This window comes from Streptomyces sp. NBC_01264, assembly GCF_026340675.1.
Lineage (GTDB): Bacteria > Actinomycetota > Actinomycetes > Streptomycetales > Streptomycetaceae > Streptomyces.
In genome coordinates, this window is sequence record NZ_JAPEOX010000001.1 from 4,758,760 (window position 1) to 4,779,106 (window position 20,347).

19 protein-coding genes and 4 tRNA genes are annotated in these 20,347 nt (G+C 71.1%); 11 read left to right on the forward strand and 12 right to left on the reverse strand.

Annotated elements, in window-relative coordinates; all coding sequences use genetic code 11:
- Positions 1 to 100: 100 nt before the first annotated feature.
- Together OG435_RS22020 and OG435_RS22025 are read right to left on the reverse strand one after the other, a co-directional pair.
- Positions 101 to 475, reverse strand: a complete 375-nt coding sequence (locus OG435_RS22020) for a fluoride efflux transporter FluC (RefSeq protein WP_250751918.1) — start codon at positions 473 to 475, stop codon at positions 101 to 103.
- On the reverse strand, positions 472 to 987 hold the full coding sequence (locus OG435_RS22025) for a FluC/FEX family fluoride channel (protein WP_266878968.1): 516 nt from the start codon (positions 985 to 987) through the stop codon (positions 472 to 474). The genes OG435_RS22020 and OG435_RS22025 overlap by 4 nt, the downstream gene beginning before the upstream one ends.
- A 124-nt stretch (positions 988 to 1,111) precedes the next feature.
- Here OG435_RS22025 and OG435_RS22030 point away from each other — a divergent pair, with 124 nt between their 5' ends.
- The 4 genes from OG435_RS22030 to OG435_RS22045 all read left to right on the forward strand — a co-directional run bounded on the left by OG435_RS22030 (position 1,112) and on the right by OG435_RS22045 (position 1,904).
- Positions 1,112 to 1,462 (forward strand): metallopeptidase family protein, encoded by a 351-nt coding sequence (locus tag OG435_RS22030; RefSeq protein WP_266878970.1) that lies wholly within the window; start codon positions 1,112 to 1,114, stop codon positions 1,460 to 1,462.
- 157 nt (positions 1,463 to 1,619) lie between these two features.
- Positions 1,620 to 1,692, forward strand: a tRNA-Glu gene (locus OG435_RS22035).
- 39 nt (positions 1,693 to 1,731) lie between these two features.
- A tRNA-Asp gene (locus OG435_RS22040) sits at positions 1,732 to 1,805 on the forward strand.
- Between the two features lie 22 nt (positions 1,806 to 1,827).
- Positions 1,828 to 1,904, forward strand: a tRNA-Phe gene (locus tag OG435_RS22045).
- 41 nt (positions 1,905 to 1,945) lie between these two features.
- On the opposite strand, the gene OG435_RS22050 is transcribed toward OG435_RS22045, so the two are convergent.
- The 3 genes from OG435_RS22050 to OG435_RS22060 all read right to left on the reverse strand — a co-directional run bounded on the left by OG435_RS22050 (position 1,946) and on the right by OG435_RS22060 (position 4,201).
- Positions 1,946 to 2,785: a cytochrome c biogenesis CcdA family protein gene (locus OG435_RS22050; protein ID WP_266878972.1), complete on the reverse strand. Its 840-nt coding sequence runs from the start codon at positions 2,783 to 2,785 to the stop codon at positions 1,946 to 1,948.
- Entirely contained in the window at positions 2,782 to 3,537 is a 756-nt protein-coding gene (locus OG435_RS22055; RefSeq protein ID WP_266878974.1) for a DsbA family protein, read from the reverse strand. The genes OG435_RS22050 and OG435_RS22055 overlap by 4 nt, the downstream gene beginning before the upstream one ends.
- Before the next feature lie 64 nt (positions 3,538 to 3,601).
- Positions 3,602 to 4,201 (reverse strand): hypothetical protein, encoded by a 600-nt coding sequence (locus OG435_RS22060; RefSeq protein ID WP_266878976.1) that lies wholly within the window; start codon positions 4,199 to 4,201, stop codon positions 3,602 to 3,604.
- Between the two features lie 160 nt (positions 4,202 to 4,361).
- On the opposite strand from OG435_RS22060, the gene hrpA reads away from it, so the two are divergent.
- A complete protein-coding gene (gene hrpA / locus OG435_RS22065; RefSeq protein ID WP_266878978.1) occupies positions 4,362 to 8,312 on the forward strand; it encodes an ATP-dependent RNA helicase HrpA in 3,951 nt (1,316 codons plus the stop codon).
- 69 nt (positions 8,313 to 8,381) lie between these two features.
- Positions 8,382 to 8,455: transfer RNA gene (locus tag OG435_RS22070), tRNA-Asp, on the forward strand.
- Positions 8,456 to 9,112: 657 nt separating this feature from the next.
- On the opposite strand, the gene bldC is transcribed toward OG435_RS22070, so the two are convergent.
- A complete protein-coding gene (gene bldC, locus OG435_RS22075; RefSeq protein WP_003949541.1) occupies positions 9,113 to 9,319 on the reverse strand; it encodes a developmental transcriptional regulator BldC in 207 nt (68 codons plus the stop codon).
- A gap of 569 nt (positions 9,320 to 9,888) precedes the next feature.
- On the reverse strand, positions 9,889 to 10,743 hold the full coding sequence (locus OG435_RS22080; RefSeq protein WP_266878980.1) for a hypothetical protein: 855 nt from the start codon (positions 10,741 to 10,743) through the stop codon (positions 9,889 to 9,891).
- 196 nt (positions 10,744 to 10,939) lie between these two features.
- Between OG435_RS22080 and OG435_RS22085 the strand changes: the two genes are divergently transcribed.
- Together OG435_RS22085 and OG435_RS22090 are read left to right on the forward strand one after the other, a co-directional pair.
- A complete protein-coding gene (locus tag OG435_RS22085; RefSeq protein WP_266881982.1) occupies positions 10,940 to 12,037 on the forward strand; it encodes a Leu/Phe/Val dehydrogenase in 1,098 nt (365 codons plus the stop codon).
- 307 nt (positions 12,038 to 12,344) lie between these two features.
- Complete coding sequence (locus tag OG435_RS22090) at positions 12,345 to 12,611, forward strand: DUF3073 domain-containing protein (protein ID WP_266878982.1); 267 nt, start codon at positions 12,345 to 12,347, stop codon at positions 12,609 to 12,611.
- Positions 12,612 to 12,775: 164 nt separating this feature from the next.
- On the opposite strand, the gene purM is transcribed toward OG435_RS22090, so the two are convergent.
- Entirely contained in the window at positions 12,776 to 13,846 is a 1,071-nt protein-coding gene (gene purM / locus OG435_RS22095) for a phosphoribosylformylglycinamidine cyclo-ligase (protein WP_266878984.1), read from the reverse strand.
- A gap of 152 nt (positions 13,847 to 13,998) precedes the next feature.
- Positions 13,999 to 15,516, reverse strand: coding sequence for an amidophosphoribosyltransferase (purF, locus tag OG435_RS22100; protein ID WP_266878986.1), 1,518 nt, complete (start codon positions 15,514 to 15,516; stop codon positions 13,999 to 14,001).
- Between the two features lie 159 nt (positions 15,517 to 15,675).
- Here purF and OG435_RS50150 point away from each other — a divergent pair, with 159 nt between their 5' ends.
- The 3 genes from OG435_RS50150 to OG435_RS22110 all read left to right on the forward strand — a co-directional run bounded on the left by OG435_RS50150 (position 15,676) and on the right by OG435_RS22110 (position 18,030).
- A complete protein-coding gene (locus OG435_RS50150) occupies positions 15,676 to 15,771 on the forward strand; it encodes a putative leader peptide (protein WP_323187867.1) in 96 nt (31 codons plus the stop codon).
- Between the two features lie 139 nt (positions 15,772 to 15,910).
- Complete coding sequence (locus tag OG435_RS22105) at positions 15,911 to 17,347, forward strand: sulfatase-like hydrolase/transferase (RefSeq protein WP_266878988.1); 1,437 nt, start codon at positions 15,911 to 15,913, stop codon at positions 17,345 to 17,347.
- 530 nt (positions 17,348 to 17,877) lie between these two features.
- Positions 17,878 to 18,030: a hypothetical protein gene (locus tag OG435_RS22110; RefSeq protein WP_266878990.1), complete on the forward strand. Its 153-nt coding sequence runs from the start codon at positions 17,878 to 17,880 to the stop codon at positions 18,028 to 18,030.
- A gap of 24 nt (positions 18,031 to 18,054) precedes the next feature.
- Here OG435_RS22110 and OG435_RS22115 read toward each other — a convergent pair whose 3' ends face one another.
- From OG435_RS22115 to OG435_RS22125, 3 genes are all read right to left on the reverse strand, one after another.
- Entirely contained in the window at positions 18,055 to 18,885 is an 831-nt protein-coding gene (locus tag OG435_RS22115; protein ID WP_266878992.1) for an META domain-containing protein, read from the reverse strand.
- 38 nt (positions 18,886 to 18,923) lie between these two features.
- Positions 18,924 to 19,715: a maleylpyruvate isomerase family mycothiol-dependent enzyme gene (locus tag OG435_RS22120; protein WP_266878994.1), complete on the reverse strand. Its 792-nt coding sequence runs from the start codon at positions 19,713 to 19,715 to the stop codon at positions 18,924 to 18,926.
- Positions 19,716 to 19,791: 76 nt separating this feature from the next.
- Positions 19,792 to 20,337: a hypothetical protein gene (locus OG435_RS22125; RefSeq protein ID WP_266878996.1), complete on the reverse strand. Its 546-nt coding sequence runs from the start codon at positions 20,335 to 20,337 to the stop codon at positions 19,792 to 19,794.
- Between the last annotated feature and the right edge of the window lie 10 nt (positions 20,338 to 20,347).

Below are 20,347 nucleotides of genomic sequence, written 5' to 3' on the forward strand. Positions count from 1 at the left end.
CCCGCGGTGAGCGGGTCAGTGTGCCCAACTACCTCCGCCCCGTAAGGGACACGCCCAAGCGCGCCCCAAACGGGCCCCGGGGGACGCCGGTGGCACGCCGTCAGGCGAACAGTTGTCCCGCCACCTGGTGGCCGAGCGTGACCCCGCCCAGCCCGACCAGCACCGAGGCCGTCACGTTCGCCGCGGCCAGGAACTTCCAGCCCCGCTCCGCGAGGCGCAGCGTCTCGTAGGAGAACGTCGAATAGGTGCTCAGCGCCCCGCACAGCCCCGTACCGAGCAGCAGGTTCAGCCGCGAGGAGGCGGCCCCGTCCAGCACCGCCCCGGTCAGCGCCCCCAGCACCAGGGAGGCGGCCGCGTTCACCACGAAGGTCCCCCAGGGGAAGACCGAGTCGTGGCGCGCCTGCACCGCGCGGTCGGTCAGGTACCGCAGGGGCGCCCCGACGGCCGCGCCCACCATGACGATCAGCCAGTTCATCCGCGCCGCACCCCTCGCCCCGCCGCTCGCCCGGCCCCTCGCCGCGGCACGTCGCCGACCGCGCGCCGGGTGATCACGGCCGCCACCCACACCGCGCCCAGCGCCCCGGCCACCGTGAGCCCGGCGTACGCCAGCGCGGTACCGGCCTCACCGGCATCGAGCAGCCGCGCGAAGTCCACGGCGTAGGTGGAGAAGGTGGTGAACCCGCCGAGGACCCCGACCCCGAGGAAGGGCCGTACGAGGGGACGCGCCGAGCGGCCGCCCTCGCTGATCAGCACCATGAGGACGCCGATGAGCGCGCAGCCCGCCACGTTGATCCAGAAGGTCCCCCACGGAAAGGCCCCGGGCGCGGCCGGCCACAGCAGCCCCACCCCGTACCGCGCGGCGGCGCCCACCGCGCCGCCGGCCGCCACGGCCGCGAGCACCCGGCGCTGCGGTTCGGCGCGCTGCGCCGGCACGTGCAGGTCGACGTCCGGGTCGATGGCCTCCGCCCCGTCGACCGGCCGGGTCATCCGCACTCCGCTTCGCGTGTCGCCACTGCTGCCACTGTTGCCACCGCGCCATTCTCGCCCGGCGGGTCCCGGCCCGCCGGGAACGAGCCGCCGCAATCGGACCGCGGCACGGGAGAATGGCCTCGTGCTGGAGATGACGCGTGACGCGTTCGAAGAGCTGGTGGCCGAGGCGCTGGACACGATCCCCGAGGAGCTGACCCGGGTCATGGACAACGTGGCCGTCTTCGTGGAGGACGAGCCGGCCCCCGACGACCCGGAACTGCTCGGCCTCTACGAGGGAACCCCGCTCACGGAGCGCGGCGAGTGGTACGCCGGGGTCCTGCCGGACCGGATCTCGATCTACATGGGGCCGACGCTGCGGATGTGCGCGAGCACGGACGAGGTGGTCCACGAGGTCGCGGTGACGGTGGTCCACGAGATCGCCCACCACTTCGGCATCGACGACGAGCGGCTCCACGAACTCGGCTGGGGCTGATCTCCCGGAACGCCCTGGAACGCGCCCGCGAGCCCGTCCGGGAACACGTCCGGACGCACCCCGGGACGCGTCCGGGAAACCGTTTTGGCGATCGCCGCCGGGATCCCATATGCTTCTCACGTCCCCGACGCGCTGGAAAGTGCCCGGCGGGCCTTTAGCCCTCATCGTCTAGTGGCCCAGGACGCCGCCCTTTCAAGGCGGTAGCACGGGTTCGAATCCCGTTGGGGGTACGCAATACCGTGTGCGAGACTTGTTCTCGCACATTGCAAGGACCTGTGGAGCAGTTGGTTAGCTCGCCACCCTGTCAAGGTGGAGGTCGCGGGTTCAAGTCCCGTCAGGTTCGCTGAAGCCGGAAACGGTTTCGTGGCTGGGTAGCTCAGTTGGTACGAGCGATCGCCTGAAAAGCGATAGGTCGCCGGTTCGACCCCGGCCCCAGCCACCAGAGAACAAGAAGGCCCCGTCCATCGGACGAGGCCTTCTTCGTCATTCCCCGCCGGCCCGCGCCGCCCGGGTCCGCCGCCGCCACTGCGCCAGGCCCACGCCCGCGGCCGCCACGGCCACCAGCCCGAGCAGCGCCCAGTCCGGAACCGCCTCCGCCACGACCTGCACCCGCTGTTCCACCGCGAAGGAGTCGTCCACGTCCAGCAGCCCCGGCAGGGCGCTCGCCCCGTCGTAGGCCAGGAACAGCGTGCCGAGCAGGACGAAGAACAGGCCCGAGGCGAGCGAGGTCGTGTGCAATTCGAAGCGGCCTACCGAGAAGGGCCGGCCGCGCAGCCAGCGCCGGCGGCCGAGGTCGAAGCGCTCCCAGAGCAGTGCGAGCACGAACAGCGGCACGGCCATGCCCAGGGCGTACACCGCCAGCAGCAGGCCTCCGTAGACCGGGCTGCCGCTGACCGCCGCCACCGTCAGGACGCTGCCGAGGATGGGCCCGGCGCAGAAGCCGGCCAGCCCGTAGACCGCGCCCAGCGCGTACACCGACAGGGCGGTGGTCGGCCGGATCCTCCCCGACAGCTCCGAGATCCGCCGCGAGGCGAAGCCGAGGCCGAGGATCTGGGCGATGCCCAGACCGATGATCAGCCAGCCGCCGAACAGCACGAGGGCCTCGCGGTTGCCGTGGAAGAACCGGCCGGCGTACGAACCGGCCGCCCCCAGCGGTACGAGGGTGCTCGCGAGGCCCGCGTAGAAGATCCCGGTGCGCGCCAGCAGCCGGGACGCGGAGTCGATGGAGTAAGCGAAGAAGGCGGGCAGGAGCAGCGCGCTGCACGGGCTGAGCAGCGCGAGGAGGCCGCCGAGCAGGGCGGCCAGGTATCCGACGTCGGTCACTTCGCGGCCGCCTGCGCCTTGGCCTTGGCGATGGCGGCCTCGAAGGCCGCCGGGGGCTGGGCGCCCGCGATGGGCTGCCCGTTGATCAGGAAGGACGGGGTGGAGGTGACCCCGATCCGGTACCCCTCCTCCTGGTCCTTCGCCAGAGCGGCGGCGGCCTGCTCGCCGGCCATGTCCTTCGCGAAGCGCTCCAGGTCCGGGACCCCGGCCTCGCGCGCCAGCTCGGTCAGCCGCTCGGCGCCGAAGCCCTTCTCCTTGGCGCCCTCGGCGTACGCGGCGGCGTGGAACTGCGCGAAGCGGTCCTGCTGCCCCGCCGCCCAGGCGGCCTTGGCGGCGGCCTCGGAGTCGGCTCCGAAGATCGGGAAGTTGCGCCACTCGATGCGCAGGGTGCCGTCCTCCACGTACTTCTTCACGAGCGCGGGCTCGGTGTCGCGGGCGAACTTTCCGCAGTAGCCGCACTTGAAGTCGGAGTACTCGATCAGGACGACGGGCGCGTCGGCCCGCCCGGCGGCGAGCTTGTCGCCGGAGTCGCGGCGGGCCAGGGCCTTGAGCTGCGCGGCGGGGTCCGTGCCGGAGCCCTCCGGGGAGGAAGCCGCGGAGGACGGGGCGGCGGTGGCGGCGGTGCCGTGATCGGGCTTGGTGGCCTGCCAGGAGACGAGGCCGAGCGTGACGGCGGCGAGGGCGACCCCGGCGGAGATCAGCAGGGGCTTGCGGGAGGAAGAAGAGGACGAAGGGGGACGGGACGCGGACAAACGGGTGCTCCAGAGAGGTGCGGGACGGGGCGGGCGGACCGGGGGGCCGGGGCGGCCGGTCCTCCTAGACCCGCATCACGGACAGCTCCAGCAGCGACGGCGCCGACTGACCGGGTCGGCGTACGAGGACCCACACGGGTATCGCCTGCGACGGGACCGCCGGCTCGGGCCCGGGCCGCGCGGGCGGCGCCTGGGCCTGGGCCTGGTCGCCCCCGGCCCGCGCCGGCAGGGCGGGTACGCCGTCCCGCCCCGGGCCCCCCGGGGCGCAGGCGGGCCCGGCCGGCCCGCCGGGGCCGAAGGCGACCGGCTCCGAAGCCGGGGCCGGAGCCGGGGCCGGGGCCGGGGCCGGGGCCGGGGCCGGAGCCACGGCCGGGGCCAGGGCCGGAGCCGGAGCCACGGCCGGACCCGGAGCCGGAGCCGGGGCCGGAGCCGGGGCCGGAGCCGGGGCCGGAGCCAAGGCCGGGGCCGGAGCCACGGCCGGGGCCAGGGCCGGAGCCGGAGCCACGGCCGGACCCGGAGCCGGAGCCACGACGACGGCCGCGGCGGCCTGGACGGCCGGGGCCCGCTGGGTCGCCGGGGCGGTCGCCGCGTGCAGGGTCCCCGCCAGTAGGGCCCAGCCCAGCAGCACCGCGCACACGCAGCGGAGACGGCGGCTGCGGGACATCGTGGGCGGCCTCTCGCCGGGACGTCACGGGGACGTCGCTGGGAACACGTCGGGGGGACACAGCGGGGTAACACTCGGGGGACTCGTCCCGAAATGGTACGGGTCGGCCCCACAAATGCGTTCGCCACCCGGTACCTACGGGTGAGATCCTCGACCAGGTATGTCTACTTCCTTCGCCGCCCTGCAGACGCTTCTCGGTGAGATCTCCCTCCGTGACGCGCACCGCCTCGGCCGCCGCCTCGAAGGCGCGCGCCGCATCCGCAAGCCCGAGGCCAAGCAGGCCGTACTCGACGAGATCCGCGCGGAGGCCGAAAAGGCCGCCGTGCGACTGGCCGGGCGCGCCTCGCGGAAGCCCGAGGTCACGTATCCCGAGAACCTGCCCGTCAGCCAGAAGAAGGACGAGATCGCCGAGGCGATACGCGACCACCAGGTCGTGATCGTCGCGGGCGAGACCGGCTCCGGCAAGACCACGCAGATCCCCAAGATCTGCATGGAGCTGGGGCGCGGGGTCCGGGGCATGATCGGGCACACCCAGCCCCGCCGGATCGCGGCCCGCACGGTCGCGGAGCGCATCGCGGAGGAGCTGAAGTCCGAGATCGGCCAGACCGTCGGCTGGAAGGTCCGGTTCACCGACCAGGTGGACCAGGACGCGACCTTCGTGAAGCTGATGACGGACGGCATCCTGCTCGCCGAGATCCAGACGGACCGCGAGCTGCGCGCGTACGACACGATCATCATCGACGAGGCCCACGAGCGGTCGCTGAACATCGACTTCCTGCTCGGCTACCTCGCCACGCTCCTGCCCAAGCGCCCCGACCTCAAGGTGATCATCACCTCGGCGACCATCGACCCGGAGCGCTTCTCCCGGCACTTCGGCGAGGCCCCGATCGTCGAGGTCAGCGGGCGGACGTATCCGGTGGAGGTGCGGTACCGCCCGCTCCTGGAGGACGACTCCGAGGACAGCGACCGCGACCAGATCACCGCGATCTGCGAGGCCGTGGACGAACTCCAGGCGGAGGGGCCGGGCGACATCCTGGTCTTCCTCTCCGGCGAGCGCGAGATCCGCGACACGGCGGACGCGCTGGAGAAGCGCAAGCTCCGCCTGACCGAGGTGCTCCCCCTCTACGCGCGCCTGTCGCACGCCGAGCAGCACCGGGTCTTCCAGCAGCACACCGGTCGGCGGATCGTGCTGGCGACCAACGTCGCCGAGACCTCCCTCACCGTGCCCGGCATCAAGTACGTAATCGACCCGGGCAGTGCCCGCATCTCCCGCTACAGCCACCGCACCAAGGTCCAGCGGCTGCCCATCGAGCGGATCTCGCAGGCCAGCGCCAACCAGCGCAAGGGCCGCTGCGGCCGTACCTCGGACGGCATCTGCATCCGGCTGTACTCGGAGGACGACTTCCTGACCCGTCCGGAGTTCACGGACGCCGAGATCCTGCGCACCAACCTCGCCTCCGTCATCCTCCAGATGACCGCGGCCGGCCTCGGCGAGATCGAGAAGTTCCCCTTCATCGATCCGCCGGACCACCGCAACATCCGCGACGGCGTGCAGCTCCTCCAGGAGCTGGGCGCGCTCGAGCAGGACGAGAAGTCCGCCCAAGGGGGCAAGAAGGGGCAGCGGCTCACGCCGATGGGCCGCCAGCTCTCCCAGCTGCCCGTGGACCCGCGCCTCGCCCGCATGGTGGTGGAGGCGGACAAGAACAACTGCGTCCGCGAGGTCATGGTCATCGCGGCGGCCCTGTCCATCCAGGACCCGCGCGAGCGGCCCTCGGACAAGCAGACGCAGGCGGACCAGAACCACGCCCGGTTCAAGGACGAGACGAGCGACTTCCTCTCGTTCCTGAACATGTGGCGCTACGTCCGGGAGCAGCAGAAGGAGCGCGGCTCGTCCTCCTTCCGCCGGATGTGCAAGCAGGAGTACCTGAACTTCCTGCGGATCCGCGAATGGCAGGACATCTATTCGCAGCTGCGTACGGTCGCCAAGTCCATGGGCATCCACGTCAACGAGGCCGACGCCCCCGAGACGAGCGTGCACATCTCGCTGCTGGCCGGCCTGCTGTCGCACATCGGGCTCAAGGACACCGACAAGAACGAGTACCTCGGCGCCCGGTCCGCCAAGTTCGCGATCTTCCCGGGTTCCTCGCTGTTCAAGAAGCAGCCCAAGTTCCTGATGTCCGCCGAGCTGGTGGAGACCTCGCGGCTGTGGGCCCGGGTGAACGCCAAGGTCGAGCCGGAGTGGGTGGAGCCGCTCGCCCAGCACCTGATCAAGCGCACGTACAGCGAGCCGCACTGGGAGAAGGACCAGGCGGCGGTGATGGCCTTCGAGAAGGTCACGCTGTACGGCGTGCCGATCGTCGCGCAGCGGAAGATCAACTACGGCAAGATCGACGCCGAGGTCTCGCGCGACCTGTTCATTCGCAACGCCCTGGTCGAGGGCGACTGGCGGACCCACCACAAGTTCTACGCCGACAACCGCAAGCTCCTCACCGAGGTGGAGGAGCTGGAGAACCGGGCCCGGCGCCGGGACATCGTGGTCGACGACGAGACGCTCTTCGACTTCTACGACCAGCGGATCCCCGAACATGTGGTCTCGGGCGCCCACTTCGACTCGTGGTGGAAGCACAAGAAGCGCGACGAGCCCGAACTGCTCGACTTCGAGCGCGAGATGCTCCTGACGGAGAAGGCGGCCGGGGTCACCAAGGCCGACTATCCGGACTCCTGGATGCAGGGCCGGCTGAAGTTCCGGGTGACCTACCAGTTCGAGCCGGGCGCGGACGCGGACGGCGTGACCGTCCACATCCCGCTCCAGGTGCTGAACCAAGTCACCGACGAGGGCTTCGACTGGCAGATCCCGGGTCTGCGCGAGGAAGTGGTCACGGAGCTGATCCGGTCCCTGCCGAAGCCGATCCGTCGGCACTACGTGCCCGCGCCGAACTACGCGACCCGCTTCCTGGCGACCTCTCACCCCCTCCAGGAGCCCCTGCACGTGACGCTGGCCCGGGAGCTCCAGCGGATGGTCGGGGTCCCGGTCAGCGCCGAGGACTTCGACCTGACCCGCATCCCGGACCACCTGAAGATCACTTTCCGGATCGTCGACGAGCGCCGCAAGAACCTCGCCGAGGCCAAGGACCTGGAGGCCTTGCGGCTCCAGCTCAAGCCGAAGGCCCGCCAGGCCCTCTCGCAGGCCGCCGCGGCCAGCGCCGAGCGCGAGGGCGGGGAGTCGGTGGAGAAGACCGGGCTGACGGACTGGACGATCGGGACGCTGACCAAGGTCTTCGAGACCCGCCGGGCCGGCCAGCCCGTGAAGGCGTACCCGGCGCTCGTGGACGCCGGTACGAGCGTCTCCGTACGCCTCTTCGACACCGAGGCCGAGCAGCAGCAGGCGATGCGGCTCGGGACCCGGCGGCTGATCCTGCTCAACATCACGGTGAACCCGGCGAAGTTCGCCTCGGACCACCTGAGCAACCAGCAGAAGCTGGCGCTGTCGCGCAATCCGCACGGCTCCATCCAGGCGCTGTTCGACGACTGCGCGACCGCGGCGGCCGACCACCTGATCGGGCGGCACGGCGGCCCGGCGTGGGACGAGGCGGGCTTCCGCAAGCTCTACGAGGCCGTGCGGACCGACCTGGTGGACACGACCGTACGGACGATCACGCAGGTGCAGCAGGTGCTGGCGGCCTGGCAGGCCTGCGAACGGCGCCTGAAGACCACGGCCAGCCTCGCCCTGGTGGCCAACGTCCAGGACGTCAAGACGCAGCTCGCGGCCCTCATGCCGGCCGGCTTCGTCACGCTGACCGGACTGCGGCGGCTGCCGGACCTGATGCGCTACCTGGTGGCCATCGACCGGCGGCTCCAGCAGATGCCCACGGGCGTCCAGCGCGACACCACGCGCATGGAGAAGGTCCACGAGATGCGGGACGAGTACCTGTGGCTCCTGGAGCAGTTGCCGAAGGGCAGGCCCGTCCCGGCGGAGGTCACCGAGATCCGCTGGATGATCGAGGAACTGCGGGTCAGCTACTTCGCGCACGCCCTCGGAACGGCCTATCCGATCTCCGACAAACGCATCGTGAAGGCGGTGGATGCGGCGGCCCCGGGACCCGCTCGGTGATCGAGTTCGACTACACCCCCTGAGCTGCGGTACAGTCTGATTCGCAGCCGCCCAGCGGCCGCAAATCAAGGACCTGTGGAGCAGTTGGTTAGCTCGCCACCCTGTCAAGGTGGAGGTCGCGGGTTCAAGTCCCGTCAGGTTCGCAAGATCAGTAGGGCCCACATCCTCAGGATGTGGGCCCTACTGCGTTTCCCCGGCCCGACGGCGCCGGAGTGCCGGCCGGAGGGCCACCAGCCCGCCTCACGGCCCCGATTGGGCTCATCCGCCCAGAACCCTCACCAGCCCCTCCACGGCTCGCTGGAGGGCGCCTGGAGCCCCCGCGGGGGCCGGCGGGGAAGCTCGGACCGCCTCGCCTCGCCCCCGCCGCGCCGCCACCTCGCCGTGGGCCCCGGGACCCCTCCGGCCCCACCGCCCCGCCGCCCCGCCGCGGCGGCAAAACCGCCCGTCCGGATGATGCGCTCTGCACGACACATCCCTTTACGGGGTGCATTGGCTGATCCACAAGAGTGATCATCTGTGACGGGAGTCACCCCATGTGTTTTTGAGACGCACGCTTTTATGGCGCCCCTACGCCCGCTCGATTTTATATGTGCAATTGCACCTACCCCGGCCGGCTCCGCACATCAGCTCGATAATCCCCTGACCGGGGCATAAAAAAGATCGCGCTGGACCCGGCGGAGTCCAGCGCGATCGAACGACTGATGAACCTGTTGGGGCAGGTCCGGCCGTTTGAAGCTATGTGGGGCTCATCGGATTGGGGGACCCGATATAGACCCGGCAATAAGTGGTGCTGCGGAACCTCAGGCCTCGCTGCGCTGCTGCGGAATTCCCGCAAGCAGTGCGCGGACCTCAGCCTCGCGGTAACGGCGGTGTCCACCCAGGGTGCGGATGGACGTGAGCTTGCCAGCCTTGGCCCAACGGGTGACCGTCTTCGGGTCCACGCGGAACATCGTGGCAACCTCAGCCGGGGTCAGCAGCGGCTCGGCATCAGGGGTGCGAGCGGTCATGAGCGGCCTCCTCGGGAGAACCGAACCATCTCGGTTCTTTCCTCTAAATTCTGCACCTTGGCCCACGTTGCCCGAAATGGACATACGTGGGCCGAGTCGGTTATAGGACGAACGGCTTGTCCTCGGCACTACAACTACACCATCCGTCCAGCCTCGACGGCCAAACCGATGGAATTGCCCTCCGAGGTGTTCATCAGCGGCGGAAGCCGATGGACCGTCCCATAACGGACAGTCACCCCACTGTGACGATCAGTCACAGAGCGATCGGGAGTCGTCAGACCCCCCGTAGAGTGCAATACCGAGCATTCCGCCCTTAGTTGGACGGAAGGAACCCTCCCCGGACTCCTTGTCCTATTTTGGCACGAGGGTAGGGGAAGGGCGCAAGGGTGTAGAAAGTGCGGTCCGTCACGCTTGGGCCAATGGCCCGTATCGGGACGAAGGTCCCGGAACAAAGACCCAAAAGAGGGCATCACGGCCTTGAGCTGGCCGTTCTCTTCCGTGCTCGGCCGATCGGCGGATGGACAAGCGCGCCCGGAGTCGCTACTCGGGTCACGCGGGTCACCCGGCCCTCAATTGGCGAAGAGTCTCTCCCGGACCGCACGCCACCGCTCCGCCAGGGCCCCGTACGTCCGGGCCGCCCCGTCCCGGTCCCCGGCGCGCAGCGCCGCGAGCCCCGCCGCCAGGTCCGCGGCCGAGCGGTCGGCATCGAGCCGGTCCGCCGGCAGGGCGTGCACCAGCCCCCCGTAGTCCAGCTCCACCATCGAGCGGGGGTGGAACTCCTCCAGCCAGCTCCCGACCTCCACCAGCCCCTCGGCGAGCATCTCGTACCCCTCCGCCTCCCGCAGGGTCCGCAGCCCCCGCGCGAGCCGGCGCCGGGCCTGCACCATCGGCGTCCGGTAGCGCAGCCCCTCGCCCGGCACGTGCTCCCGCTCCTCGTCGGACACCAGCACGAACCAGCGCAGGGGCACCTGCCACACCCCCGTACGGATCCACGGCCGCGCGTCGGGATTGCGCCCGCGCCAGGCCTCGTACTCCTCGGCCGCGCGGCGGCGGGCGGCCGCGGGCAGGGCGGCGTCGAGCACCGGGAGCGGGAACTCGGCCACCAGCTCCTCCAGCGCGAGCCAGCCGCGCAGCCTCGTCCGCCAGGGGCAGACCAGCAGGACCCCGCCGACCTCGGCGGTGAAGGCGTCCGCGCTCTCGTGCGCCGGGACACCGACCACGGGCACCCGCACCAGATCCACCAGCGACCGGCGCAGTTCGTCCTGGGCGGTCGGGGTGGCCCCGCGCCGGGCGTAGTCGGCCCAGTGGGTGCGCTCGGGCTCCGGGAAGGCCGTCAGCGGCTCGTAGACGCGCAGGTAGGAGGCGTAGGGGACGACGGGGGCCGAGCGGGCGGACGGCAGCCGGGGATCGGGGGATTCGCTCACGCTCTCGTACTCCCCCACCCCGCCCGGCGCTACTCCGACGGACGGCTCCCCGCCCCGTTCCGACCCGTGAGTGTCCCGATCTACGGACCTGGAGGAGCGCGGGGCTCCGGAGGTCTTACGCTGCTCCCAGCACGCCCTCCCCCACCCGCAGGGCGGGCGTCTTTCCCGCCGCATCTCTTCCATGGGAGTCACCACAGTGACCGAAATGACCGACGGCGTCCTGCACACCCTGTTCCGCAGCGAACAGGGCGGCCACGAGCAAGTCGTGCTGTGCCAGGACCGAGCCTCCGGCCTGAAGGCCGTCATCGCGATCCACTCCACCGCCCTGGGCCCCGCCCTCGGCGGTACGCGGTTCCACGCGTACGCCTCGGACGAGGAGGCCGTCCTCGACGCGCTGAACCTCTCGCGCGGCATGTCGTACAAGAACGCGCTCGCCGGGCTCGACCTGGGCGGCGGCAAGGCCGTGATCATCGGTGACCCGGACGTACTGAAGTCCGAGGAACTGCTGCTGGCCTACGGCCGGTTCGTGGAGTCCCTCGGCGGCCGCTACGTGACCGCCTGCGACGTCGGCACCTACGTGGCCGACATGGACGTCGTGGCCCGCGAGACCCGCTGGGCGACCGGCCGCTCCCCCGAGAACGGCGGCGCCGGCGACTCCTCGGTCCTCACCGCCTTCGGCGTCTTCCAGGGCATGCGCGCCAGCGCCCAGCACCTGTGGGGCGACCCGACCCTGCGCGGCCGCAAGGTCGCCGTCGCGGGCGTCGGCAAGGTCGGACACCACCTGGTGGAGCACCTGCTGGAGGACGCCGCCGAGGTCGTCATCACGGACGTGCGCGCCGAGTCGGTGCAGAGGATCCTCGACAAGCACCCGGGCAAGGTGACCGCCGTCGCCGACACCGAGGCGCTGATCCGCGTGGAGGGCCTGGACATCTACGCCCCCTGCGCGCTCGGCGGGGCCCTGAACGACGCCTCCGTGCCGGTCCTGACCGCGAAGGTGGTGTGCGGTGCCGCGAACAACCAGCTCGCGCACCCGGGCGTGGAGAAGGACCTCGCGGACCGCGGGATCCTCTACGCGCCGGACTACGTGGTCAACGCGGGCGGGGTCATCCAGGTCGCCGACGAGCTGCGCGGATTCGACTTCGACCGCTGCAAGGCCAAGGCCACGAAGATCTTCGACACCACGCTGGAGATCTTCGCACGTGCGAAGGCTGACGGGATTCCGCCGGCCGCGGCGGCCGACCGCATCGCCGAGCAGCGGATGGCGGACGCCCGCAGCGCGGCACGCGCGGTCTGACCCTCCCGATCCTCACGGGGCCCTTGTGGGGCTTCTGGGCGGCCCGTCGGGGCGCAGCGAGACGGAACTCACTGCGCTTCGGCGGGTCGCTCGTCAGGAAACGGCTAAAATCGCAGCTGACCAGCGAGGACGGGGCGCCTTGCTGGTACTGCACCGGGGCGCGTCATGCGGGCGGCGTACCGTATGGCCGCGGAAGCAGGTACCGTTAAACCCCTACGGACGGTCTCTCCACGGAGAGCCCGCTCCGAACCATGAACGCGTGTCAGACTCTGGGGCCGTCGAGCCCCGTCACCGAGGGGGTCGAGCCATGGGGCGCGGCCGGGCAAAGGCCAAGCAGACGAAGGTCGCCCGCCAGCTGAAGTACAGCAGCGGCGGGACTGACTTGTCGCGTCTGGCCAATGAGCTGGGCGCATCGCACACGGAACCGCTGCCTGTCAGCGAGCCGGTCGTCGATGACGAGCTTGATGATGATGACGAGGACGACCCGTACGCCAAGTACGCGGAGCGCTACAACAGCGATGACGACGACGAGGACGAAGAGTCCGGTCCGTCCGTCTACCGTCGCGGTGCTTGACGCGCCCGTCGGCGTCGAACTCGCGGTGCGCTGAGTGCGCTGATCCTTAAGCGCGGCACACAGCTTCACATGTGCGGAAACCCGGTCCAGGGCATTGCCCCGGGCCGGGTTTCCGTGCTGTTCGCGCAGGTGGGAGCCGGTGGTGGCCGGCTCCCCCGAGCCCGTCAGACCGCGTAGTCGCCGGTCATCGTCGCACCCTCGGTGTGGTCGCCGCGGTCCAGGATCTCGCCCGCGACCCAGGCCTCGACACCCCGGTCGGACAGGGCGGTCAGGGCCACGTCCACCGACTCCTGCGGGACCACGGCCATCATGCCGACGCCCATGTTCAGGGTCTTCTCCAGCTCCAGGCGCTCCACCTGCCCGGCCTTGCCGACCAGGTCGAAGATCGCGCCCGGGGTCCAGGTCGAGCGGTCGACCGTGGCGTGCAGGTGGTCCGGGATCACCCGGGCGAGGTTGGCCGCGAGGCCGCCGCCGGTGATGTGGGAGTACGCGTGCACGTCGGCCGCGTTCGTGAGGGCCATGCAGTCCAGCGAGTAGATCTTGGTGGGCTCCAGCAGCTCCTCGCCGAGGGTCCGGCCGAGCTCCTCGACGTGGCCCTCGAGGGACATTCCGGCCCTGTCGAAGAGGACATGGCGGACCAGCGAGTACCCGTTCGAGTGAAGACCGGAGGACGCCATCGCGATGACGGCGTCGCCCGTACGGATGCGGTCCGCGCCCAGCAGGCGGTCGTACTCGACGACGCCGGTGCCCGCGCCCGCGACGTCGAAGTCGTCCGGACCCAGCAGACCGGGGTGCTCGGCCGTCTCGCCGCCCACCAGGGCGCAGCCGGCCAGGACGCAGCCCTCGGCGATGCCCTTGACGATGGCCGCGACACGCTCGGGATGCACCTTGCCGACGCAGATGTAGTCGGTCATGAAGAGCGGCTCGGCGCCGCAGACGACGATGTCGTCCATGACCATCGCCACGAGGTCGTGGCCGATGGTGTCGTACACGCCCATGCGGCGGGCGATGTCCACCTTGGTGCCGACCCCGTCGGTGGCCGAGGCGAGCAGGGGGCGCTCGTAGCGCTTGAGGGCGGAGGCGTCGAAGAGGCCGGCGAAACCGCCGAGGCCGCCCAGGACCTCGGGGCGCTGCGTCTTCTTCACCCACTCCTTCATCAGCTCGACGGCGCGGTCTCCCGCGTCGATGTCCACGCCCGCGGCTGCGTAGCTGGCACCGGTGGTCTTCTCTGTCATGACAGGAGAGAGCTTTCGTGTCGTTGCTGCGTGTGGTGCGAGGCCCTGGAAAAGCCTGAAAGGAAGGCCCCGCGCAGGTTGAGCAGGAGGTGGGGGAAGGAGGGGCCCGGTCCGCGGGCTCGGGCGAGCCCGCGGACCGTCGGCCTCGGGCCCTACGGGCGCCGGAGGGCGTCGGCGGCGTCCGTGCCGCCGGCCAGCTCCGATTCGAGGAGCTGCTTGCCCAGGAGCTGCGGGTCGGGCAGCGCCATGGGGTACTCGCCGTCGAAGCAGGCACGGCAGAGGTTGGGCTTCTGGATGGTCGTCGCCTCGATCATCGAGTCGAGCGAGATGTACGAGAGCGAGTCCGCGCCCATCGACGTGGCGATCTCGTCGACCGTCATGCCGTTGGCGATCAGCTCGGCCCGGGTGGCGAAGTCGATGCCGAAGAAGCACGGCCACTTCACCGGCGGCGAGGAGATCCGGATGTGGACCTCCGCCGCGCCGGCCTCGCGGAGCATCTTGACCAGCGCGCGCTGGGTGTTGCCGCGGACGATCGAGTCGTCCACGACCACCAGGCGCTTGCCCCGGATGACTTCCTTGAGGGGGTTGAGCTTGAGGCGGATGCCCAGCTGGCGGATCGTCTGCGAGGGCTGGATGAAGGTCCGGCCCACGTAGGCGTTCTTGACCAGGCCGACGCCGTACGGGATCCCGCTGGCCTCGGCGTAGCCGACGGCGGCGGGCGTGCCCGATTCCGGTGTCGATATCACCAGGTCGGCCTCGGCAGGGGCTTCCTTGGCCAGGCGCCGGCCCATCTCGACACGCGAGAGGTAGACGTTCCGGCCGGCGATGTCGGTGTCCGGGCGCGCCAGGTAGACGTACTCGAAGACACAGCCCTTGGGCTTTGCTTCCGCGAAGCGAGAGGTCCGCAGACCGTTCTCGTCGATCGCGATGAGCTCGCCCGGCTCGACCTCGCGGACGAAGCTGGCGCCGCAGATGTCCAGGGCGGCGGTCTCGCTCGCCACCACCCAGCCGCGCTCCAGGCGGCCGAGGACCAGCGGGCGGATGCCCTGCGGGTCACGGGCGGTGTAGAGCGTTCCCTCGTCCATAAAGACGAGCGAGAAGGCGCCCTTCACCTTCGGGAGGACCTTGGTGGCCGACTCCTCGATGGTCAGGGGCTTGCCGTCGTCGTCCGTCTGGCCGGCCAGCAGGGCGGTGACCAGGTCGGTGTCGTTGGTGGCCGCCACCTGGGTGGCACGGCCGTCCTGACGGGGGAGGTCGGCGACCATTTCGGCGAGCTCGGCGGTGTTCACCAAGTTGCCGTTGTGACCCAGGGCAATGGAGCCGTGGGCGGTCGCACGGAAGGTCGGCTGAGCGTTCTCCCAGACGGAGGCGCCAGTGGTCGAGTAGCGGGCGTGACCGACCGCGATATGACCCTGGAGCGAGCCGAGAGAGGTTTCGTCGAAGACTTGGGAAACGAGGCCCATGTCCTTGAAGACGAGGATCTGGGAACCGTTGCTCACAGCGATACCCGCGGACTCTTGTCCACGGTGCTGCAGTGCATACAGTCCGAAGTAGGTGAGCTTGGCGACCTCTTCACCCGGAGCCCAGACACCGAAGACGCCGCAAGCGTCCTGGGGGCCCTTTTCGCCGGGGAGCAGGTCGTGGTTGAGTCGTCCATCACCACGAGGCACGCCCCCGAGTGTAGGCGAGATCGACCACTGGTCCGAATTGGGGACGCCCGGGAAATGTCACAGCACGCAGGGTGACGGGACCTGTTCGGAAGCCGGTCGTCTCAATATCCGGATTGCCCTGGTTGACAGTCGCCTGTCGTTTCGTACAAGCTCCGGGCCATGCAGCCTCTCGGTGACCGCACCGTCACCCTCGTCGCGCGCCGACACGTGGACCTCGTCCGTGTCGCCAGCGCCATCTGTCGCTGTTCTGCGTAGCTCGCGCGCTTTTCCTTTTCCTTTTTCTCCTTTCCCCGCCGCTTTCCGCTCGAGTCCGCTCCGCCGTGCCCTGCGCCGTCCCGCGCCGCCCGGAGCCGGCCCGCGCCGGAAGGCCTGCGGGCCCTGCTCTGGAGTACCCGTGACCTCGTACGAATCCAACCTGTCCCGGCGCGCCTTCGGCGGCGCGGTCGGCGCGACCGCGGCCGCCGCGGCGGTGGGGGTGGGCGTCGCCGCCCCGGCCCAGGCGGCTCCCGTGGCGGAAGCACAGCACGCGAGCCCGCAGGAGCGGGAGTTCCGGGCCGAGCGGGGACGCCGCTCCCGGCGCCCGAACTTCCTGTTCATCCTGGGGGACGACCTCGGCTGGGCCGACCTGTCCTCCTACGGCTCCCCGCACATCAAGACCCCGAACCTGGACCGGCTCGCCCGCCAGGGCGTCCGCTTCACCGACGCCTACTCGGGCTCGGCGACCTGCTCCCCGACGCGCTTCAGCCTGTACACCGGCCGCTACCCGGGCCGCGCCAAGGGCGGGCTCGCCGAGCCCATCGCCGACAAGACGGCGGGCCTGGAGCCGACCCACCCCACGCTGGCCTCGCTGCTGCGCGGCTCCGGGTACGCGACCGCGCTCATAGGCAAGTGGCACTGCGGCTCCCTGCCCGACTACAGCCCGACCAAGTCGGGCTGGGACGAGTTCTTCGGGAACTTCAGCGGAGCGCTGGAGTACTACTCCAAGCTGTCCGGCGACGGCAGTTACGACCTCTACGAGGGCGACGCCGAGTACAAGGACCTGCGCTACTACACGCGGATCCTGACCGAGCGGGCCAGCGAGTACGTCTCCCGCGACCACGGCGACAAGCCGTGGCTGCTGAACCTCAACTTCACCACCCCGCACTGGCCGTGGATCGCCGACGGGGACACCGAGGCGAGCTCCGAGGTCACCCGCCGGATCAAGGCCGGCGACCGGCGGGCCCTGTGGCACGAGGACGGCGGGTCCATCGAGAAGTACAAGCGGATGGTGGAGGACCTCGACCGCTCCATCGGCGAGGTGCTGAAGGCGCTGAAGCGCTCCGGGCAGGAGGAGGACACCCTGGTCTTCTTCTCCAGCGACAACGGCGGCGAGCGCTTCTCCCACAACTGGCCGCTCTCCGGCAACAAGGCCTCCCTCCAGGAGGGCGGCATCCGCGTCCCGAACATCGTGCGCTGGCCCGCACGGCTCGACGGCGGCCAGGTCAGCCACGTGCCGGTCTTCACCCCGGACTGGACGGCCACCCTGCTGGAACTGGCCGGCGCCCGCGCGAACCCGGCGTACCCGCTGGACGGGGTCAGCCTGGCCGGATACCTGCTGCGCGGCGAGAAGGTCGCCGAGCGCGACCTCTTCTGGCGGGTGCGCGGGGAGCGGGCGCTGCGCCGCGGCGACTGGAAGTACTACCGCGGCAAGGCGGGCCGCGACCAGCTCTTCAACCTCGCCGGGGACATCCGCGAGCAGGCCGACAAGGCGGCGCTGGAGCCGGCCCGGCTGGCCGAACTGCGGGCGGCCTGGGAGAAGACGGACGCGGGGCTGCTGCCGTACCCGGGCTGATCATCCGTACCGTCACCCGTCCCCTCACCCGTCCCCGGGGGCGGTGACGTGGTCCACAGCCTGTGGAAGGCTGTGGATCATGACGGACCCGATACCTGAACCCAGTGAGTACGTACGCCGGTTGCCGATCGGCGAACAGATCCCCTTCTCCTCCGAGGGCATCCCGATGTGGGACACCTTCCCGTTCGGGGGCGAGCTGCGGGTCAGGCCGCTGGAGGAGCCCGTCCTGCCCGAGCCGCCCCGCAACGGGGAGGCCGGGCCGGAAGGGTGCGAGGGCTGCGAGCCGGCGGACTCCGACTTCCTGTGGACGGACGAGCACTGGCGGCTGAAGGGCCTGCACGGCTCGCTGCCGGCCATCCTCATGCTGATGCCGCGCGGCCATCACGATCTGCTGGACCTGCCGGCCGAGCGGGCCGCCGAGCTGGGCGGAATGGCGCAGCGGATCGAGCGGGCCATCCGCAGGCTCGGAGGGATCGGCCGCGTGCACGTCAGCAAGGTCGGCGACGGCGGCCCACCTGCACCTCTTCCTGATGGCCCGCCCCCAGGGGATGCTGCAGCTGCGCGGCTCCTGCCTGCCGCTGTGGGACGACGTGCTGCCGAGGCTCCCCGACGAGGTGTGGGCCGAGTCCGCGCGTCGGATCGCCGCGGCGATGGCGAAGGACGGCGGGACCGCGCACGTCTGAGGCCGGGGCCCTCGACGGCCGGGATCACTCGACGGCCGAGGCGGCCTTCGCGGTGAGGCCGGTGCCCGGGCCGGTCGCGGTGAGGGTGAGGGTGTCGCCCTGGATCTTCCAGACGAGCGGGCTGCCGCCGAACAGCTCGGTGAGGGCCCGCTCGACCTCTCCGGAGGCGCCCTCGCAGGCCATCCGGGTGCTGGTGAGGGGGCCGACGGTGATGCGGTTCCCCTCGACGGCGGCCGACGCGTTGAAGCGGTTGCAGCCGAGGTTGCCGCTGATGTTCCCGTCCGCGGCCACGGTGAAGCGGGCCCGGCCCTCGGCGCCGGCCGGGACCGAGGAGGCGCTCTCGCCCTTGACGAGGGAGTCGACGGTCCACTGCGTGGCGACGAGCGGGGCGTTGGGGGCCGGGGGCTTCGAGTTCAGGGCGATCGTGTTCCCGTCCGGGGCCTTCAAGGTGATCGTCTCCCCGCTCCGTTCCACGGTGAGCTCGCCGCGGAACAGCTTGCGGTAGGCCGTCTCGAACGGCAGGTCGGCGCAGGCCAGCTCGGTCGTCGCGCCCGGGGTCACGGTCATGGTGGACGGCGAGTCGAAGACCACCGCGGAGGTGAAGCCGTTGCAGCCGTAGTTGCCGGTGGCCACGGCCTCGTCGCCCTTGCCGCGCTCCACGCTCAGCCGGGCGGCGGAGGCGGGGGCCGGCAGCTTCTTTCCGTCGACGGTCAGGCTCTCGACCGACCAGGAGCCGGAGAACACGACGAGGGGGCGCGTCCCCTGCGCGCCACCGCCGTCACCACAGGCGGTGGCGGTGGCGGACAGCGCGAGTACGGCGACCAGGGCGGCGGGGAGGAGCGGCAGCGTACGCATGCCGGTGGGACGCGGCCGGCCGCGAACCGGTTCCCGGATCAGCCCATCAGGGGGAGCAGCCCCGAGAGGTCGGCGCGCTCGCCGCTGGCCCTGACCTGGGCCCCGTCCAGCGCCTCGGCCCAGCTCGTACGGCCGGTGGCGAGCCGGATCCAGGTCAGCGGGTCGGTCTCCACCACGTTCGGCGGGGTGCCGCGGGAGTGCCGGGGCCCCTCGACGCACTGCACCACCGCGAACGGCGGGACCCGGAACTCCACCGCCCCGCCCGGTGCCTTCAGCGCGAGGGCGTCGGAGAGCAGCCGGGTGCATGCGGCCAGGGCCTGGCGGTCCACGGGGATGTCCAGTCCGGTGGCGCGGCGCAGGTCGTCGGTGTGGACGACGAGCTCGACGGTGCGGGTGACCAGGAAGTCGGCGAGGGTCATCGCCCCGATCCACAGGTCCAGTACGCGGCTGCCCGGATTCGCGTCGAGCGCCTCGGCCAGGCGGATGCCGGCCCGGTCGTGGAGCTCGACGAGCGGGGCGCCCTCCAGCGTCTCCTTGGCCGCTTCCGCGATCTTCCCCGCGAGCGAGGCCGTCGCGAACGGCCACTCGGCGGCGGACAGTTCGGGGACGGCGGCGGGCGGCCGGGTGAGGGCGCCGGCCAGCGAGTCGGCGATCCAGGCGATGTGCGCGGCCAGTTCGGCGACGGACCAGTGCCCGACCCCGCTGGGCCGGGCGAGCTGATCGGCGTCCAACTCCCGTACTGCGTCGCGTACATGACCGAACTGCGCGAGGACGGCCGTGCGGATCTTGGCCTGGTCGTACGTACGCGGCTTCTTCTTGGCGGGCGGCATGGGCCGACCCTACGCGGCCCTGGCCGGGGGCGGGCCGCCACGTGGCCGACACCGGGCCGGGCCGCGCCGCATGCCGTCAGATCTTCGGGGCCTCCGGCAGGCTGGTCTCGCAGCCCGCTCTCGCCGCCGCCCGCAGGGCCGCCTCGCGGGTCAGCTCGGGCAGGAACCCCGGCTTGCCCCGGGTGGCGGCGTCGGTCTCGATCCTGGCGGTCACCTGGAAGGAGAGCACTCCGGCGGACCGTGCCGGGCCGGCGCACCGCGCGATGACCGTGACGCTGCGGGCGTCCCACTCGAACCGGCTCGCACCGGGTTCCGCGTCCTTGGAGGCCGTCACGACGAGGGACAGGTACTCCTGCGGGCGCTCCTGGCCCTCGAAGGTCACCTCACGCCACAGCGAGCACTGGTTCTTTCCCGGGGTACTGGCTGTGATCCTGCGCCCGAGCCCTCCGGCCCGCATCACCGCATCGGGGTCGACCAGTCCCTGACAGGCCTCGGCGATCTCCGCCCGGCTCCGCGCGGGGGCCCCGTACCAGTCGTAGACGTACCAGCCACCCAGCCCCACGGCCACCAGCACCACCGGCAGCGCCACCCCGGGAAGCCATCGGCCCCGACTCCGCGCCATCTGCGTCCCC

Coding starts and splice junctions, on each gene's coding strand:
- OG435_RS22115 (WP_266878992.1), bottom strand. CDS start 18,885: ATGCGTACGCTGCCGCTCCTCCCCGCCGCCCTGGTCGCCGTACTCGCG.
- OG435_RS22025 (WP_266878968.1), bottom strand. CDS start 987: ATGACCCGGCCGGTCGACGGGGCGGAGGCCATCGACCCGGACGTCGAC.
- OG435_RS22110 (WP_266878990.1), top strand. CDS start 17,878: ATGGCCCGCCCCCAGGGGATGCTGCAGCTGCGCGGCTCCTGCCTGCCG.
- OG435_RS22120 (WP_266878994.1), bottom strand. CDS start 19,715: ATGCCGCCCGCCAAGAAGAAGCCGCGTACGTACGACCAGGCCAAGATC.
- hrpA (WP_266878978.1), top strand. CDS start 4,362: ATGTCTACTTCCTTCGCCGCCCTGCAGACGCTTCTCGGTGAGATCTCC.
- purM (WP_266878984.1), bottom strand. CDS start 13,846: ATGACAGAGAAGACCACCGGTGCCAGCTACGCAGCCGCGGGCGTGGAC.
- OG435_RS22020 (WP_250751918.1), bottom strand. CDS start 475: ATGAACTGGCTGATCGTCATGGTGGGCGCGGCCGTCGGGGCGCCCCTG.
- OG435_RS22125 (WP_266878996.1), bottom strand. CDS start 20,337: ATGGCGCGGAGTCGGGGCCGATGGCTTCCCGGGGTGGCGCTGCCGGTG.
- OG435_RS50150 (WP_323187867.1), top strand. CDS start 15,676: ATGCAGCCTCTCGGTGACCGCACCGTCACCCTCGTCGCGCGCCGACAC.
- OG435_RS22090 (WP_266878982.1), top strand. CDS start 12,345: ATGGGGCGCGGCCGGGCAAAGGCCAAGCAGACGAAGGTCGCCCGCCAG.
- OG435_RS22060 (WP_266878976.1), bottom strand. CDS start 4,201: ATGTCCCGCAGCCGCCGTCTCCGCTGCGTGTGCGCGGTGCTGCTGGGC.
- bldC (WP_003949541.1), bottom strand. CDS start 9,319: ATGACCGCTCGCACCCCTGATGCCGAGCCGCTGCTGACCCCGGCTGAG.